Genomic DNA, 16,745 nt, shown 5'->3' on the forward strand with positions numbered 1-16,745 from the left:
TCGCCGTCTGTGCCGGGGTTCACAGCTCCATGGTGAACCTCAGGATCGCGCCCACGCTCGGGGCCGTCGCGATGCGGGCGATGTCGCCCTCGCTGAGCGTCGCGAAGGCCGCGTCGGTGGCGTGCGCCGCGCGCAGCAGGACCGCGTCGACCGGCGCCGTGACCGCCTGCTCGGGGTCTGCCAGCCGACCGCGGTCGGTCGCCGAGTCGACGGGGTCCCCCGGCGCCGTCCACAGGACCGACCGCTGCCCGCCCGGGTCCGCGAGCAGCAGCGTGCCGACCTGGCCGGACCGCAGCGCCTCGACCGTGCGGCCGGCCCCCTCGACCGCCCGCCCCTGCCGCTGCACCTCCGCGTCGAACTGGCTGATCACTTCCTCGTGCCGGGCCTCGGCCACCTGGCGCAGCGCGGAGTCGACGGAGTCGCGCAGGGACGCCAGCGCGGACTCGTCGGCCCGGCCGCCGCCCGCCACCTCGACGAGCAGGCCGTTCGCGTGCTTGCCGAGATGCTCGCGGAGCTTGCCGATGGCGCGCTCGTCCCCGCCGACGAACACCGCTGCGGCGCCGACGTCCTCGATCGCCGCCGTCACGTCCTCGGCGACCGCCGCGGCGTTCGCCGACCACAGCTCCTCCGACGTGCGCTGGTAGTGCTTGTGGGCGTAGCCGCCGCCGCGCACCTTCTGGATGTGCAGCGTCGCCCCGTTGAAGGAGCGCTCCGTGGGCTCCCCGCCGTTGGCTGCGTAGGCGTACACGTCGGCCCCGACCCGGTCGGTCGCCACCACCACGTACGGCATCCCGTTCTCGCGGTCCGCCGCCAGCTCCCGGACGTCGGGCAGCGCCGAGAACGTCGCGCGGTCGCGCACGGGCGGGCGCGACAGGCTGTAGGCGCCGAGGAGTTCGCCGCCGGCGGCGAACAGCGCCTCGCCCTGCGGCCCCGGGATCCCCGCCACCCCGCCGGCGGCGTCGTCCATCGCCTTCAGGGTCGGTTCGTCGGCGCCCTCCTCGGCGAGGCCCGCGCGCAGGTCCCGCCACCGGAGTTCGATCTGCTTCGCCGCGTCCTCCACCGCCAGGGTGGTGTCGAGGTAGGCCGAGGCGACGGGACCGCCGCGGCGGTACAACGGGTCGAGAAATCCTAGGTCCATGCTGATCGGGCCGCCTCGTCAAGGCGCGGCCGCGTCACCTCCCCGATGACTAGGAGACCGTGTCGTGCCTCCCGCCGCTGCCCGGGAACGCCCAGCTCATACATGCCGCGCCGGTCGGCTGGATCACGTACGCCCCGGCCGTGGACCGCGTTTCGGCGCCGCCCCCGCCGGGTAGGCCGCTGCGCGCGCCGCACGTCCCCCTCAGGAGGGCCGGGCTACGCCGCGCCGTCGTGCCCGAAGATCTCCGGCAGCGCCCGGCCGTGGGCCGTGCGGAGTTCGGCGATCGGGATGTCGAAGCCGCCCCCGGGGTAGCGCACCGACAGGGAGTCGCCGCCGAGCGTCCCGATGCCCTTCGCGGGGACGCCATGGCGCCGGCACAGCTCGACGAACGCCGCTTCGTCGCCGTGCCGCACCGCGGCGACGGCGCGCGCGGACGACTCGCTGAACAGGGCCGTGAACGGGTCGAGCGGGCCGTCGGACAGCTCGATCTGGCAGCCGGTGCCGCCCCGCACGCAGGACTCCGCCAGCGCCACGGCCAGCCCGCCGTCGGAGAGGTCGTGCGCCGCCGCGGCGGTGCCGTAGCCGGCCGCGTCGATCAGCACCTCGGCGAGCGCCGCCTCGGCGGGCAGGTCGACCCGCGGCGGCAGGCCGCCCAGGTGCCCGTGGACGACCTCGGCCCACGCCGAACCGCCGAGTTCGTCGGCGGTGGCGCCCAGCAGGAAGACCTTCGCTCCGTCGTCGGCGGCGCTGAAACCGCTGGTGAGGCGGTCATGGACGTCGTCGATCACGCCGAGCACGCCGACGACCGGTGTCGGATTGATGGCGGTCGTGCCGGTCTGGTTGTAGAAGCTGACGTTGCCGCCGGTCACCGGCGTGCCCAGCGACTGGCAGGCGTCGGCGAGGCCGCGGGTCGACTCGGCGAACTGCCACATGACGGCGGGGTCCTCGGGCGAACCGAAGTTCAGGCAGTTGGTCACGGCGAGCGGGCGCGCGCCGGTGGCGGCGACGTTGCGGTACGCCTCGGCGTAGCCGAGTTGCGTGCCGGTGTAGGGGTCGAGCCGGGTGTAGCGGCCGTTGCCGTCTGTGGAGAGCGCCACCCCGCGGTCGCCGCCGTCGCTGATGCGCACCATGCCGCTGTCGTGCGGGACGGCCAGCACGGTGTTGCCCATGACGTAGCGGTCGTACTGCTGGGTGACCCACTCGGGGTCGGCGATGCCGGGGGCGCCCAGCACCTGGAGGACCTGGGAGCGCAGCGCGTCGTCGGACTTGGGGCGTTCGAGGCGGGCGGGGTCGTCGCCGATCAGCGCGTCCTGGTCGGCCGGGCGGGCGATCGGCCGCTGGTAGACGGGGCCTTCGTCGGACGCGGTGCGCGGCGGCATGTCGACGATGGTCTCGCCGTGCCAGGTCATGACCAGCCGGCCGCCGCGGTCGCGCTCCTCGGGTGTGACGTCGGTGACCTCGCCGATGACCGAGGCCAGGATGTCCCACTTGGCGCACACCGCGAGGAACGCGTCGAGGCGCTCGGGCGCGACGATCGCCATCATGCGCTCCTGCGACTCGCTCATGAGGATCTCCTCGGGCGTGAGCCGGGAGTCGCGCAGCGGGACCTGGTCGAGCCGGATGCGCATGCCGCCGGTGCCGCCCGCCGCGAGCTCGGTCGTCGCGCAGGACACCCCCGCGGCGCCGAGGTCCTGGATGCCGACCACGAGGTCCTCGCGGAACAGCTCCAGGCTGCACTCGATCAGCAGCTTCTCCATGAACGGGTCGCCGACCTGGACGCTCGGCCGCTTGGCGTGGCTCTCGTCGTCGAAGGTGGCGCTCGCGAGCACCGACGCCCCGCCGATGCCGTCGGGGCCGGTGGTGGCGCCGAAGAGCACGACGTGGTTGCCGGGCCCTGGCGCCTGCGCCAGCTTGATGTCCTCGTGCTTGAGCACGCCCACGCACAGCGCGTTCACCAGGGGGTTCCCGGCGTAGCCCGCGCCGAAGCCGAGTTCGCCCCCGATGTTGGGCAGGCCGAGGCAGTTGCCGTAGAAGGAGATGCCCGACACCACGCCGGGCAGCACCCGCGCGGTGTCGGCGGCGTCGGCCGGGCCGAAGCGCAGCGCGTCCATGACCGCCACCGGGCGGGCGCCCATCGTGAGGATGTCGCGGACGATCCCGCCGACACCGGTCGCCGCGCCCTGGTGCGGTTCGACGTAGGACGGGTGGTTGTGCGACTCGATCTTGAAGGTGACGGCCATGCCGTCGCCGACGTCGACGACGCCGGCGTTCTCGCCCATGCCCACCAGCAGGGCGTCGCTCTCGGGCGCCTTCTCGCCGAACTGCCGCAGGTGCACCTTGGAGCTCTTGTAGGAGCAGTGCTCGCTCCACATGACCGAGTAGATGGCGAGCTCGGCCGCCGTGGGGCGGCGGCCGAGGATCTCGCGCACGCGCGCGTACTCGTCGTCCCGCATGCCCAGTTCGGCGTAGGGCTGCGCGGTCTCGGGGGCCGCCAGGGCCGTGGCGACGGTGTCGGGACGGGGTGCGTCGGGCATGCTGGTCTGCTTCTCCGGGGTCGGGACGGGTGCTGGGCCGGGGCGGCGCGCGGCGCTTCCTGCGGTCGGGCCGGCCGGCGGGCTCACTGGCCGGCCCCCTTGGCGTCGGCGATGATCAGGCCGGCGGTGGTCTCCTTGTCGTAGGGCTCGACGCTGCCCTTGACGACGAGGTCGTCCTTTGTCAGAACGGTGTCCTCCAGCGGGACGTCGTCGGGGTCCTTCGCGCCCTTGGGCAGCATCCGGCCCCAGCCGCGGTCGATCAGGTGGCCGTAGACGGCCTCGACGGTCGCCGCGCCGTCGGCGTCGTCGGCGGCGGTGACGCCGACCGCGCGGAAGCACTCGCCGGTGCCGGGGTCGCACTGGGGGCCGAGGTCGCTGTAGACGAAGCCGTCGGGCGCCGATCCGAGGGTGTCGAGGGCGGGGACGTCGGGCGTCGCCGCGCCCTGCCCGGCGCCCGGGCCCTCGGCGGGGGCCGGCGCGCTCAGGGCGTTGAACAGTCCGACGGCGCCGGTGGCGACCAGACCGAGGACGGTCAGGCCGACCAGCACGTACATCGCCGTGCGGGAACGCAGCAGCGCCATCATCGGCCGGCGCCTCCTTCAGGTCGAGTGCGCGAGGGGTGCCAGGATCGAGGTGAAGAAGCCCAGGCCGTCGACCGACGGCCCGGTGAGCGCCTCCACCGCGTGTTCGGGGTGCGGCATGAGGCCGACGACGTTGCCGTGCTCGTTGGCGATGCCGGCGATGTCGCGCTGTGAGCCGTTGGGCGCCCCGCCGGCGTAGCGCGCCACGACCCGGCCGCCGCGTTCGAGGTCGTCGAGGGTCGCGGGGTCGGCGACGTAGTTGCCCTCGCCGCTCTTCAGCACGACCAGGACCTCCTCGCCCGGCGTGTAGGCGCCGGTCCACGCGGTCGCGGTCGACTCGATCCGCAGCCGCTGGTCGCGGTTGAGGAAGTGCCGGGAGGCGTTGCGGGTCAGCGCGCCGGGCAGCAGGTGGCTCTCGCACAGGATCTGGAAGCCGTTGCAGATGCCGAGGACCGGCAGCCGCCCCGACCGCGCCGCCGGGACGAGCTCCGACATGATCGGCGCGAACCGGGCGATGGCACCGCAGCGGAGGTAGTCGCCGTAGGAGAAGCCGCCGGGCAGCACGACCGCGTCGACGCCCTTGAGGTCGGGATCGGCGTGCCACAGGGCGACGGGCTCGGCGCCGGCGATGCGCAGCGCGCGGGCGGCGTCCCTGTCGTCCAGGGAACCGGGGAAGGTGACGACGCCCACACGGGCTGTCATGGGCACACTCCGATGGCGTATGGGTCGGCGGTCGTGAGACGCGGGGATCGGCGAACGGATCGGCCGGTCACGAGCGTACCCGCTGGTGCGGCGTGCGGCTCACGTGCGGGCCCGCGCAGCGGCGGGATCGGGGCCCGGTGCGGGCGCTCACACCTTGGCGGACCGCGGCCGCGGCGCGCGGGCGCCGCACCGGCAGGCGGGGTCGAACCGGCGGCGCATCCGGACCACCGCCAGGCCCGAGGGCGAGCGGCCGAACTCGACCGTGTCGACGAGCGTGTGCATGAGCAGCAGGCCGCGACCCGACTCGGCGTCGGGGCCGGGCGGCCGCACCGACCCGGGATCGAACGCGGGGCCCATGCTGCCGACCTCCAGCACGCAGGTGTCGCCGCGCAGCCATGCCGCGACCTCGTAGGAGGTGGCGGGGTGGCCGTGGTCGATGACGTTGGCGCACGCCTCGGACGCGGCCGTGAGGATGTCGGACCGGCAGTCGGCGCAGATGCCGCCGGCGCGCAGCGCCTGACCCAGTGAAACGCGGACCACGGCGACCGTGTAGGCCTCGCGCGGCAGTGCGATCGAGAATCTGACGTCCATGGGCTGTGCTCCCCCACATCCCCGCTCGACGGCCCTTTCGCTCCTACTAAGGCAACTTCCCGTGCGGGCGGCGGTGAAACGGGCGCGGCCGCCCGCGTGCCTATTCGACGCGCAGTTCGAAGTCCTCGATGACCGGGTTCGCGAGCAGGGTCTCGGCGAGGCGCCGGACGGCGGCCAGGCCGGCGTCGTCGGCCTCGCCGTCGATCTCGACCTCGAAGCGCTTGCCCTGGCGGACCTGGGTCACCCCGTCGAAGCCGAGGCGGCCGCACGCGCCCACGATGGCCTGGCCCTGGGGGTCCAGGATCTCCGGCTTGAGCATGACGTCAACGACGACGCGTGCCAAAGGGTCCTCCACACGGTGTACCGCGGCCCGGCGCCGGGCCGCGCGGTTTGCTGGCAGGGGGCGGGGACGGCCGGATCCGGCGCGCGCCGGGGGCGGTGGCCGGTACCCCACGGCACCGGTCGGCGCTGAACGGCTGCGCAGGTGATCCCCGCCCCGCAGCGTACGGCATCGGGCGGTCGGCGCCGCTCCCGTGCCGTCGCGGCGGGGCGCGCCCCTCGGACGCCGCGGGGTACCCGAAGGGCCGCCGACGGGTGTGCATTACCGTACGGGGGCGGCGTCGCGGACCGATCCGGCCGGTTCGTGACACGTATCACCGGGGTCCCTGTCATCATGGAGGACCGTTCCACGCGTCTAAGGGGTGTAGGGATCAAGGGATCAAGGTCGTCTACCGAGGGGGAGATTTGGCGACCATCGAACTCCAGCGCGCCGATGTGAGCGCGGAGAGCACAGGGGAGGCCGCAGCGGCCGCTCCGGAGGGCCTCGACTTCGCGACGGCGGTCACGCCGTTCGCCGACCAGCTCTATCCGGCGGCGCTGCGCATGACCCGCAATTCCGCCGACGCCGAGGACCTCGTCCAGGAGACGTTCACCAAGGCGTTCGCGAACTTCCACCAGTTCCGGGCCGGCACCAATCTGCGCGCCTGGCTGTACCGCATTCTGACCAACACGTTCATCAACGGCTACCGCAAGAAGCAGCGGGAGCCGCGCCAGGACTCCACCGACGAGATCAAGGACTGGCAGCTCGCCGCGGCCGACGCGCACGCGTCCACGGGCTCGCGGTCGGCCGAGGCCGAGGTCCTCGACCACCTGCCCGACTCCGCCATCCGGCAGGCGCTCGCCCGGCTGCCCGAGGAGTTCCGCCTGGTCGTGTACTTGATCGACATCGAAGGCTTCTCCTACAAGGAGGTCGCCGCGCGCATGGGCACCCCGCTCGGCACCGTCATGTCGCGGCTGCACCGGGCCCGCCGCCAGCTCCGCGCCATGCTCGCCGACTACGCCAGGGACCGCGGGCTCCAGACCGCGGCCTGACCGGCGGGACCCGGCGCGGGGACCGCTCCCCCCGACCCCCGGTATCGTGACCCTCTGTAGTGTTTCTCTGCTGATCCGGTGATTCCGCGCCGATTTCGCCGGTTTCCGACGCGTTTTTCGGCGCGCCCGCATGCGGTTGCGAGGACATCCGATTATTTCCTCGGATCCCATTGCACTTACTTGGAAGCCCTGGTAGTTGCGCTTTTTCAGTTCTCGGACATCATGAACTCGTTTGGCTAAAAGGTGGCGTAGGGGACTTGCGCCGCCCGTGGTGAGGTCTGTCACGATGGCGGTAGGGACGCCCGTACAGACCCGTTACCCCGGGTAAGCGGGCGGAAGTGACGGCCGATCCTGCGGTACCCCGCGGCACCGGCCCCGAGAACCCGAGGAGCGACGACTGTGTCGGTCACGCACGAGGAGCCGGAACTCATCCAGCTCCTGACACCTGAAGGGGAGCTCGTCGAGCACCCCGACTACCCGCTGGACCTCAGCGCCGAAGAACTGCGCGGCATGTACCGCGACCTCGTCCTGGTCCGGCGGATCGACACCGAGGCGGTCGCCCTGCAAAGGGTCGGCGAGCTCGGGTTGTGGGCCTCGCTGCTGGGGCAGGAGGCCGCCCAGATCGGCTCCGGCCGGGCGCTGCGCCCCCAGGACATGGCGTTCCCCTCCTACCGCGACCACGGCGTCGCGTGGTGCCGGGGGGTCGACCACAAGGCGCTGCTGGGCCTGTACCGGGGGGTCACCAACGGCGGCTGGGACCCCGCCGATCACGGCTTCCACCTGTACACCATCGTCATCGGCAGCCAGGCGCTGCACGCCGCCGGGTACGCCATGGGCGTCCAGCGCGATGGCGCCCTCGGCGACGACGGCACCGCCGTCATCACCTACTTCGGCGACGGCGCCACCAGCCAGGGCGACACCAACGAGGCGTTCAACTTCGCGGCGGTCAACAACGCCCCCGTGGTGTTCTTCTGCCAGAACAACCAGTGGGCCATCTCGGAGCCGATGGAGCGCCAGTCCCGGGTGCCCATCTACCAGCGGGCGGCCGGGTTCGGCTTCCCCGGCATCCGGGTCGACGGCAACGACGTCCTCGCGTGCCTGGCGGTCACCCGCGCGGCCCTCCAGAACGCGCGCGAAGGCCAGGGGCCGACCCTCATCGAGGCGTTCACCTACCGCATGGGCGCGCACACCACCAACGACGACCCCACCCGGTACCGGGTGTCGGCCGAACTGGAGGAGTGGCGGCGCAAGGACCCCATCGCCCGGCTGCACAGCCACCTCAGCCGCACCGGCCGCGCCGACGACGCGTTCTTCGCGGCGGTGGAGGCCGAGGCCGAGGAGCTCGGCGAGCGCGTCCGCGCCGACTGCCGCGCGCTGCCCGACCCCGAGCCGCTGGACCTGTTCGACAACGTCTACGCCGATCCCCACGTCCGCCTTGAAGAGCAGCGGGCCGGGTACGCCGACTACCTGGCGTCGTTCGACGGTGTCGGCGCCGAAGGGGGGCGCTGACCATGAGCGGAACGACCAGCGCGAACGCAGCGAAACTCACCATCGGCAAGGCCGTCAACGCCGGCCTGCGCCGGGCCATGGAGGCCGATCCCAAGGTCATCATCATGGGCGAGGACGTCGGCCGGCTGGGCGGCGTGTTCCGGGTCACCGACGGCCTCTACAAGGACTTCGGGGCCGACCGGGTCATCGACACCCCGCTCGCGGAGTCGGGCATCGTCGGCACGGCGATCGGCCTGGCGATGCGCGGCTACCGGCCCGTGTGCGAGATCCAGTTCGACGGGTTCTTCTTCCCCGCCGCGAACCAGACGTTCACCCAGCTCGCCAAGATGCGGGCGCGGTCGGGCGGCCGGCTGCGGCTGCCGGTGGTGCTGCGCATCCCCTACGGCGGCGGCATCGGCGCCGTCGAGCACCACAGCGAGTCGCCCGAGGCGTACTTCGCGCACACGCCGGGGCTGCGGGTCGTCACGGTCGCCAACCCCGTCGACTCCTACTGGATGATCCAGCAGGCCATCGCCTCCGACGACCCGGTCGTGTTCTTCGAGCCGAAGCGGCGCTACTACGAGAAGGCCGAGGTCGACACCTCGGCTCCCTTGGAGGCCGCGACCCCCATGGGCGCCGCCCGCGTGGCGCGCGCGGGGACCGACCTCACCCTGCTCGCCTACGGCCCGATGGTGAAGACCGCGCTCCAGGCGGCCGAGGCCGACACCGACCACTCCATCGAGGTCGTCGACCTCCGCTCGATCTCGCCGGTCGACTTCGCGACGGTGTGCGCCTCGGTGCGCCGCACCGGACGCCTGGTCGTCGCGCACGAGGCGCCGTTGAGCAGCGGCCTCGGCGCCGAGATCGCCGCGCGCGTCACCGAGGACTGCTTCTACGCCCTGGAGGCCCCGGTCATCCGGGTCGGCGGGTTCGACACCCCCTACCCGCCGTCCCGTCTGGAGGAGCACTACCTTCCCGACCTCGACCGGGTGCTCGACGGTGTCGACCGCGCCTTCGCGTACTAGGGAGTGTTTCTCGGATGCTTCCGGATCAGCGAGCGGCCTCCAGGGCGGGGCTCGCAAGACGATCCGCGAAGTTCATCCTGGTTGGCTGTTCGAGCTGATCGGCGCCGCGAGCATCGTCCTGGTGGTCGCGAGCCCGGAATGATCCTAGAAACACGACCGAGAAGGGCCGGGTGCGCCGCACATGACCCAGCAAGGTGTACAGCAGTTCCGCCTCCCCGACGTGGGCGAGGGCCTGGTCGAGGCCGAGATCCTGCAATGGACCGTCCAGCCGGGCGACGAGGTGAAGGTCAACCAGATCATCTGCGAGATCGAGACCGCGAAGGCCGCCGTCGAGCTGCCGAGCCCCTACGCCGGGGTGGTCAGCGAACTCCTGGTCGAGGCCGGTGCGACCGTCGACGTCGGCACGCCGATCATCGCGCTCGACACCGGCGGCGCGGCCGCTCCGGCGCCGCAGCAGGCGCTCGGGGGCCCGCAGGACGCCACCGAGCCCGAACCCGAACCGGAGCAGGAGGCGCGGGAGAAGCCGCTGGTGGGGTACGGCGAGAAGGCCGGGGCCACGCGGCGCCGGCCCCGCCGCCGGCCCGGCGCCGGGCCGGCCGACACGGGGCCCGCCCCGGCCGCCGCCGCGCCTCCCGAGGCGGCGCCCGCGCCGCCGGGCCGGCCGAGGGCGCTGGCGAAGCCGCCGGTGCGCAAGCTCGCCAAGGACCTCGGTGTCGACCTCGGCGAGGTCGCCCCCAGCGGGCCCGGCGGCGTGGTGACCCGCGACGACGTCCACGGCCACGCGCGCAACGGCCGGGCGGCGGTGCCCGCCGCAGGGCCCGCGGCGCCGGTCGCGGCGCCGGCGGCCGACCGGTCCGGGCGCGAGGAGCGCATCCCGGTGAAGGGGGTGCGCAAGCACACGGCCGCCGCCATGGTGTCGAGCGCGTTCACCGCCCCGCACGTCACCGAGTTCCTCCAGGTCGACGTCACCGAGACCATGGCGGCCATCCGCCGGCTGCGGGAGCGCGCGGAGTTCGCCGAGGTGAAGGTGTCGCCGCTGCTGCTGGTCGCGCGGGCGCTGCTCACAGCGGTGCGCCGCCATCCCGGTGTCAACGCCTCGTGGGACGACGCCGCACAGGAGATCGTGGTCAAGCACTACGTGAACCTCGGCATCGCCGCAGCCACCGAGCGGGGGCTCGTGGTGCCCAACATCAAGGACGCCGACCGCCAGGCGCTGCCGGAGCTGGCGGGCTCGCTCCAGGCGCTCACCGACACCGCCCGCGCCGGGCGCACCACGCCGGCCGACATGAGCGGCGGCACCATCACCATCACCAACGTCGGCGTGTTCGGTGTGGACGCCGGGACCCCCATCCTCAACCCCGGCGAGTCGGCGATCCTGGCGTTCGGCCAGATCCGCGACCTGCCGTGGGTCCACGAGGGGCAGCTGGCCGTCCGCAAGGTCACCACGCTGTCGCTCTCGTTCGACCACCGGGTGGTCGACGGGGAGCTGGGCTCCATGGTGCTCCGCGACATCGGGGCGATGCTCACCGAACCGGAGATCACCGCCCTGGCCTGGGGCTAGTCCGTGCTGCGGCCGGGGCGGCGCCCCGGCCGCAGCGGGGTCAGGCCGGGCCGCGGAGGGAGAGGTCGAAGGAGTAGCGCGAGGCGCGGTACAGGTGCGACCCGTGCTCCAGGACCCTGCCGCCGGTGTCGAACGCCGTGCGCTCCATGGTCAGCACCGGGGCGCCTTCGGGCTCGCCCAGGAGCTCGGCCTCGGTGCGGGTGGCCGCGCGGGCGCCGATGGTCTGGTTGGCCGCGTGCAGCCGCACCCCCGCTGCGCGCAGGAGCTGGTAGAGGCCCTTCGCGGCGAGCTGGTCGTCGCCGGGGGGCGCGATGAGGTCGGCGGGCAGGTAGTTGCGCATGCGCGCGATGGGCTCGCCGCGGGCGAACCGCACCCGTTCGAGGTGCCACACCTCGGTCTTCTCGGGGACGTCGAGCGCGCGGGCCACCGCGGCGCTCGCCGGTTCGACGGTGTTGCCGAGGACCCGGGTCGTCGGGTGCTGGTCGATGGCAGCGAGGTCCTCGAACAGGCTGGTCAGCTCCAGCGACCGCTTCACCTTGTTGTGCACGACCTGGCTGCCCACGCCGCGCTTGCGCACGACGAGACCCTTGTCGACGAGGGTCTGGATGGCCTGGCGTACGGTGGGCCGCGACAGCCCGATGCGCCCGGCGAGCTGCACCTCGTTGTCGAGCCGGGTGCCGGGGGGCAGCGCACCGGAGTCGATGGCGGCCTCCAGCTGGGTGGCGATCTGGAAGTACAGCGGCATCGGGCTGGCGTGGTCGACCACGATCTCGGAGCCGGGGTCCCAGGTCGCGGGCTCGCCGGACGCGGAACTCTGCGGTGTCGTCACGTACGTACCATACCAATTACTCAGGAAGTCGTGAAGTCAGTATGTCAAGACAAACTATTGACAGGCGTTCGGCGGGATAGTAGAGATGGGTGCGGCAGTTCGCATCGGCGGAGGGCGCGACATGACGACCCCATTCGACGTCATCACCATGGGCCGCATCGGGGTGGACATCTACCCGCTGCAAACCGGCGTCTCCCTGGCGAAGGTCGAGACGTTCGGCAAGTACCTCGGCGGATCCGCCGCGAATGTCGCGGTCGCCGCCTCGCGGCTCGGCCGCGCGGCCGCCGTCGTCACCCGCACCGGGGCCGACCCCTTCGGCGACTACCTGCACGAGGCGCTGGCCGGATTCGGGGTCGACGACCGGTGGGTGACCCCCGTGCCGCAGTACCCCACCCCCGTCACCTTCTGCGAGCTGTTCCCGCCCGACGACTTCCCGCTGTACTTCTACCGGCGGCCCAAGGCCCCCGACCTGGAGATCCACCCCCACGAGCTGGACCTCGGCGCGATCGCCGCCGCGAAGGTCTTCTGGATCACCGGCACCGGGCTGTGCCAGGAGCCGAGCCGCACCGCGACCCTCGCCGCGCTGGAGCACCGGGCCAAGCGCGGCCACACCGTCTTCGACATGGACTGGCGGCCCATGTTCTGGGACGACACGGCCGACGCCACCGAGCAGTACCGCCGGGCCCTGCGGCACGCGACCGTCGCGGTCGGCAACATCGACGAATGCGAGCGGGCCGTCGGCACCCGCGACCCCGGCGAGGCGGCGCGCCGGCTGCTCGCCGCCGGAGTGGAGCTCGCCATCGTCAAGCAGGGCCCCGAGGGCGTGCTCGCGGCGACCGCGGCCGAGAGCGTCGTCTCGCCGCCGGTCCCCGTCGACGTCGTCAACGGGCTCGGCGCCGGCGACGCGTTCGGCGGCGCGCTCTGCCACGGGCTGCTCGCCGGGTGGGACCTCGCGGCGACGATGCACTACGCCAACGCCGCCGGCGCCATCGTCGCGGGGCGGCTCGCCTGCTCCTCGGCCATGCCGACCACGGCGGAGATCGACTCCGCGGTGGCCGCCGCCCGCGGCGGCGCCAACGCCTCCGCTTGACCTGGAAGGGTGATCTCATGCCGCCGATCGCCGTGAGCGACCTGACCCGGCTGCGCGCCACCCGCCCCGAGGCCGTCGCCGAGGCGGCCCGGCGCCGCGCCCGGCGGCCGCTGCTGGGCGGCACCGGCCGGATGATGGTCATCGCCGCCGACCATCCGGCGCGCGGCGCGCTCGGCGTCGGCGGCCGCCCCGACGCCATGGCGAACCGGCTGGACCTGCTGGAGCGGCTGTGCACCGCGCTGGCCCGGCCCGGCGTCGACGGCGTCCTCGCGACCCCCGACATCGCCGAGGACCTGCTGCTGCTCGGGGCGCTGGAGCACAAGATCGTCGTGGGCTCGATGAACCGCGGCGGCCTCGCCGGGGCCTCGTTCGAGATCGACGACCGCTTCACCGCCTACCGGGCCGCCGACATCGCGAAGGCCCGGTTCGACGCGGGCAAGCTGCTGATGCGCTTCGACACCGAGGACCCCGGCACCCTCGACACCATGGCCGGCGCGGCGCAGGCCGTCGCCGAGCTCGCCGAGCACCGCCTCACCGCGATCGTCGAACCGTTCATCTCGCGCCGCGCGGGCGGCAGGGTCGTCAACGACCTCTCCGGCGACGCGGTGATCCGGTCGATCGCCATGGCGTCCGCACTCGGTCCGACCTCCGCCTACACCTGGCTGAAGGTGCCGATCACCGACGACGTGGACGACATGGCGCGCGTCGCCGAGGCGACCACCCTGCCCCTGGTGCTGCTGGGCGGCGAGGTCAGCGACGACCCCGACGCCGCCTACGCGCGCTGGCGCAAGGCGCTCGCGCTGCCGTCGGTGTACGGCCTGGTCGTCGGGAGGTCCCTGCTCTACCCGCGCGACGGCGACGTGGCCGGCGCCGTCGACACCGCGGTGGGGCTGCTGTGACCGGCGGCGCCCCGCGCCGTACCGGCCCCGTCCCCCGCGCGCCCGGTGCCCCGGGCCCGCACCGCTCAACGGAAAGGGCGACCCCATGAGTCCAGCGAGTCCGGCACTGCACCGCCCGGCGGGCTCCACCGCGTCCGGGGCCTACACGGCCGCCGTCGACCCCGAAGACGCCGGCTGGGGGTACTCCTCGCTGCGCGTGCTGGAACTCGCGCCCGGCGAACGGCACGCGTTCGACAGCGGCGACAGCGAGTGGGTCGTGCTCCCACTCACCGGGTCCTGCACGGTGGCCTGCGACGGCACCGCCTTCGCCCTGGACGGGCGCGACGGCGTCTTCGCCGGCGTCACCGACTTCGCCTACGTCCCGCGCGACGCCGCCGCCGAGATCGCCTCGGAGCGGGGCGGCCGGTTCGCGCTCACCGGCGCCCGCTGCACCGCCCGGCTGCCGTTCCGCTACGGCCCCGCGTCAGGGGTCCCCGTGGAGCTGCGCGGCGCAGGGCAGGCGAGCCGGCAGGTCAACAACTTCTGCGCGGCCGGGGTGTTCGAGGCGGACAAGCTGATCGCCGTCGAGGTGGTCACCCCCGCGGGCAACTGGTCCTCCTTCCCGCCGCACAAGCACGACACCGAGCGGCCCGGCGAGAGCGCGCTGGAGGAGATCTACTACTTCGAGATCGGCGCCGGGCCGGCCGGCGCCGGAATGGGCTACCAGCGGGTCTACCCCTCGGCCGCAGCGGGCGGCAGCGACGTCCTCGCCGAGGTGCGCACCGGCGACATGGTGCTGATCCCCGACGGGTGGCACGGGCCGTCGATGGCGGTCCCCGGCTACGACATGTACTACCTCAACGTCATGGCCGGGCCCTCGCCGGAACGGGCCTGGCTCATCTGCGACGACCCGGCGCACGCCTGGGTGCGCGGCACCTGGGACGGGCAGCCGGTCGACCCCCGGCTGCCCCTGTACACGGCGCCCGCCCCGCGGGCCGGGGACCTGGAGGACACCGATGAGCGGTGAGACCGTGCGGCTGACCGTTGCCCAGGCGCTGCTGCGCTTCCTCGCGCACCAGTACACCGAGCGCGACGGCGAACGCGAGCGGCTGATCGGCGGCTGCTGGGGGATCTTCGGCCACGGCAACGTCGCGGGGGTCGGCCAGGCGCTGCTGGAGTCCGGTGCGGAGATGCCCTACCTCCAGGGGCGCAACGAGCAGTCCATGGTGCACGCCGCCGTGGGCTACGCCCGCCAGCGCAACAGGCGCGGCACGCAGGCCGTCACCACGTCCATCGGCCCCGGGGCCACCAACCTCGTCACCGGTGCCGCGCTGGCGACGATCAACCACCTCCCGGTGCTGCTGCTCCCCGGCGACGTCTTCGCCACCCGGCCGGCGGAGCCGGTCCTCCAGCAACTCGAACTGCCGCACGCCGCCGACATCAGCGTCAACGACTGCCTGCGCCCGGTGTCGCGCTACTTCGACCGGATCTGGCGCCCCGAAGCGCTGATCCCGTCGGCGCTGCGGGCCATGCGCGTGCTCGCCGACCCCGCGCAGACCGGCGCGGTCACCCTCGCGCTGCCGCAGGACGTGCAGACCGAGGCCCACGACTGGCCCGAGGAGTTCTTCGCCGAGCGGGTCTGGGCCATCGACCGGCCGGCGCCCGACCCGCGCGCCGTCGATCGCGCCGCTGCCGCCGTCCGCGCCGCCCGCCGCCCCGTTGTGATCGCCGGCGGCGGCGTGCACCACAGCGGCGCCGAGGAGGCGCTGGCGGACTTCGCCGCGGCGACCGGCGTCCCCGTCACCGAGACCCAGGCGGGCCGCGGCTCGCTGCGCCACGACCACCCGCAGGCGCTCGGCGCGGTCGGCCACCAGGGCAACGCGGCCGCCAACGCCGCAGCGCGCGACGCCGACCTGGTGATCGGGGTGGGCACCCGCTACACCGACTTCAGCACCGCGTCCAACACCCTGTTCGCCGACCCCGGCGTGCGGTTCCTGAACGTCAACATCACCGGGTCCGACGCCGCGAAGCTGGCGGCCGACCCGGTGGTGGCCGACGCCCGCGCCGCGCTGACCGCCCTCACCGGCGCACTCGCGTCCTACCGGGTGGCCGACGCCTACCGCGCGTCCTACACCGACGCCGCACGCGGGTGGGCCGCCGTCGCCGCCGCGGCGACCGCGGCGCCCGACCCCGCCGCCCGGCCGGGCCAGGCACAGGTGGTGGGGGTGCTGGAGGAGGTCGCCGAGGACACCGACGTCGTCATCAACGCGGCCGGATCGCTGCCGGGCGACCTGAACAAGCTGTGGCGCGCCCGCGACGTCCGCCAGTACCACGTCGAGTACGGCTACTCCTGCATGGGCTATGAGATCCCCGCGGCGATCGGGGTGCGGCTCGCCGCCCCCGACCGCGAGGTGTTCGCCCTGGTGGGCGACGGCACCTACCTGATGATGCCGACCGAGGCGGTCACGGCGGTGCAGGAGGGCGTCAAGATCACGGTGGTGATCGTGCAGAACCACGGGTACGCGTCCATCGGCGGGCTCTCCGCGCGCAGCGGCGGGGAGCGCTTCGGCACCGCCTACCGGTTCCGCGCGCCCGACGGCACCTTCACCGGCGACCCGCTGCCGCTGGACCTCGCGGCGAACGCCGCGAGCCTCGGCCTCGACGTCTACCGCGCCGACACGGTCGAGGAGCTGCGGACCGCGCTGCGCAGCGCCCGCTCCGCCGACCGCCCGGCGGCCGTCTACGTGGAGACCGACCCCGATGCCGCCGGCCTCGGCGACGAGGCGTGGTGGGACGTCCCCGTCGCCGAGGTCGCCACCCGGCCGCAGGCCGTCCGCGACCGCGACGCCTACGAGAATCAGGCGGGTGCGCGCCGGCACTACCTGTGACGGCGCCGCATGCGGCAGCGCACGGCGGCGACACCCCGCGCCCCCGGCGCACGGTGAGCGGCGCGGCCC

General features: G+C 73.7%; 15 protein-coding genes. 8 read left to right on the forward strand and 7 right to left on the reverse strand.

The window, feature by feature from the left end; all coding sequences use genetic code 11:
- Window positions 1-19 precede the first annotated feature (19 nt).
- From CLV63_RS06070 to purS, 6 genes are all read right to left on the reverse strand, one after another.
- Complete coding sequence (locus CLV63_RS06070) at window positions 20-1,138, reverse strand: baeRF2 domain-containing protein (RefSeq protein WP_106581891.1); 1,119 nt, start codon at window positions 1,136-1,138, stop codon at window positions 20-22.
- Between the two features lie 215 nt (window positions 1,139-1,353).
- Window positions 1,354-3,672 carry a phosphoribosylformylglycinamidine synthase subunit PurL gene (purL, locus tag CLV63_RS06075; protein ID WP_106581892.1) on the reverse strand — a complete coding sequence of 773 codons (2,319 nt, stop codon included), beginning with the start codon at window positions 3,670-3,672 and terminating at the stop codon, window positions 1,354-1,356.
- Window positions 3,673-3,755: 83 nt separating this feature from the next.
- Complete coding sequence (locus CLV63_RS33460; RefSeq protein WP_170134159.1) at window positions 3,756-4,256, reverse strand: hypothetical protein; 501 nt, start codon at window positions 4,254-4,256, stop codon at window positions 3,756-3,758.
- Window positions 4,257-4,271: 15 nt separating this feature from the next.
- A complete protein-coding gene (gene purQ, locus CLV63_RS06085; RefSeq protein WP_106581893.1) occupies window positions 4,272-4,955 on the reverse strand; it encodes a phosphoribosylformylglycinamidine synthase subunit PurQ in 684 nt (227 codons plus the stop codon).
- A gap of 147 nt (window positions 4,956-5,102) precedes the next feature.
- Window positions 5,103-5,546 (reverse strand): ATP-binding protein, encoded by a 444-nt coding sequence (locus CLV63_RS06090; RefSeq protein ID WP_106581894.1) that lies wholly within the window; start codon window positions 5,544-5,546, stop codon window positions 5,103-5,105.
- Window positions 5,547-5,646: 100 nt separating this feature from the next.
- Complete coding sequence (gene purS, locus CLV63_RS06095) at window positions 5,647-5,889, reverse strand: phosphoribosylformylglycinamidine synthase subunit PurS (RefSeq protein WP_106581895.1); 243 nt, start codon at window positions 5,887-5,889, stop codon at window positions 5,647-5,649.
- Between the two features lie 401 nt (window positions 5,890-6,290).
- On the opposite strand from purS, the gene CLV63_RS06100 reads away from it, so the two are divergent.
- The 4 genes from CLV63_RS06100 to CLV63_RS06115 all read left to right on the forward strand — a co-directional run bounded on the left by CLV63_RS06100 (window position 6,291) and on the right by CLV63_RS06115 (window position 10,991).
- Complete coding sequence (locus tag CLV63_RS06100) at window positions 6,291-6,917, forward strand: sigma-70 family RNA polymerase sigma factor (RefSeq protein ID WP_106581896.1); 627 nt, start codon at window positions 6,291-6,293, stop codon at window positions 6,915-6,917.
- Between the two features lie 399 nt (window positions 6,918-7,316).
- Window positions 7,317-8,426, forward strand: coding sequence for a pyruvate dehydrogenase (acetyl-transferring) E1 component subunit alpha (gene pdhA, locus CLV63_RS06105; RefSeq protein ID WP_106581897.1), 1,110 nt, complete (start codon window positions 7,317-7,319; stop codon window positions 8,424-8,426).
- 2 nt (window positions 8,427-8,428) lie between these two features.
- Window positions 8,429-9,430 (forward strand): alpha-ketoacid dehydrogenase subunit beta, encoded by a 1,002-nt coding sequence (locus tag CLV63_RS06110; protein ID WP_106581898.1) that lies wholly within the window; start codon window positions 8,429-8,431, stop codon window positions 9,428-9,430.
- 181 nt (window positions 9,431-9,611) lie between these two features.
- Window positions 9,612-10,991: a dihydrolipoamide acetyltransferase family protein gene (locus tag CLV63_RS06115; protein WP_106581899.1), complete on the forward strand. Its 1,380-nt coding sequence runs from the start codon at window positions 9,612-9,614 to the stop codon at window positions 10,989-10,991.
- A gap of 40 nt (window positions 10,992-11,031) precedes the next feature.
- Here CLV63_RS06115 and CLV63_RS06120 read toward each other — a convergent pair whose 3' ends face one another.
- Window positions 11,032-11,820 (reverse strand): GntR family transcriptional regulator, encoded by a 789-nt coding sequence (locus CLV63_RS06120; protein ID WP_342751363.1) that lies wholly within the window; start codon window positions 11,818-11,820, stop codon window positions 11,032-11,034.
- Between the two features lie 121 nt (window positions 11,821-11,941).
- On the opposite strand from CLV63_RS06120, the gene iolC reads away from it, so the two are divergent.
- From iolC to iolD, 4 genes are all read left to right on the forward strand, one after another.
- Window positions 11,942-12,910, forward strand: coding sequence for a 5-dehydro-2-deoxygluconokinase (gene iolC / locus CLV63_RS06125; protein ID WP_106581900.1), 969 nt, complete (start codon window positions 11,942-11,944; stop codon window positions 12,908-12,910).
- Window positions 12,911-12,927: 17 nt separating this feature from the next.
- A complete protein-coding gene (locus CLV63_RS06130) occupies window positions 12,928-13,809 on the forward strand; it encodes a Cgl0159 family (beta/alpha)8-fold protein (RefSeq protein WP_106581901.1) in 882 nt (293 codons plus the stop codon).
- An 85-nt stretch (window positions 13,810-13,894) separates the two neighbouring features.
- Complete coding sequence (gene iolB, locus CLV63_RS06135) at window positions 13,895-14,815, forward strand: 5-deoxy-glucuronate isomerase (RefSeq protein WP_106581902.1); 921 nt, start codon at window positions 13,895-13,897, stop codon at window positions 14,813-14,815.
- The gene (iolD, locus tag CLV63_RS06140; protein WP_106581903.1) at window positions 14,805-16,676 is read left to right on the forward strand and encodes a 3D-(3,5/4)-trihydroxycyclohexane-1,2-dione acylhydrolase (decyclizing); all 1,872 of its coding nucleotides are present in this window, start codon (window positions 14,805-14,807) and stop codon (window positions 16,674-16,676) included. The genes iolB and iolD overlap by 11 nt, the downstream gene beginning before the upstream one ends.
- Window positions 16,677-16,745: the final 69 nt, after the last annotated feature.

Origin of the sequence: Murinocardiopsis flavida (assembly GCF_003014485.1) — a bacterium.
Lineage (GTDB): Bacteria > Actinomycetota > Actinomycetes > Streptosporangiales > Streptosporangiaceae > Murinocardiopsis > Murinocardiopsis flavida.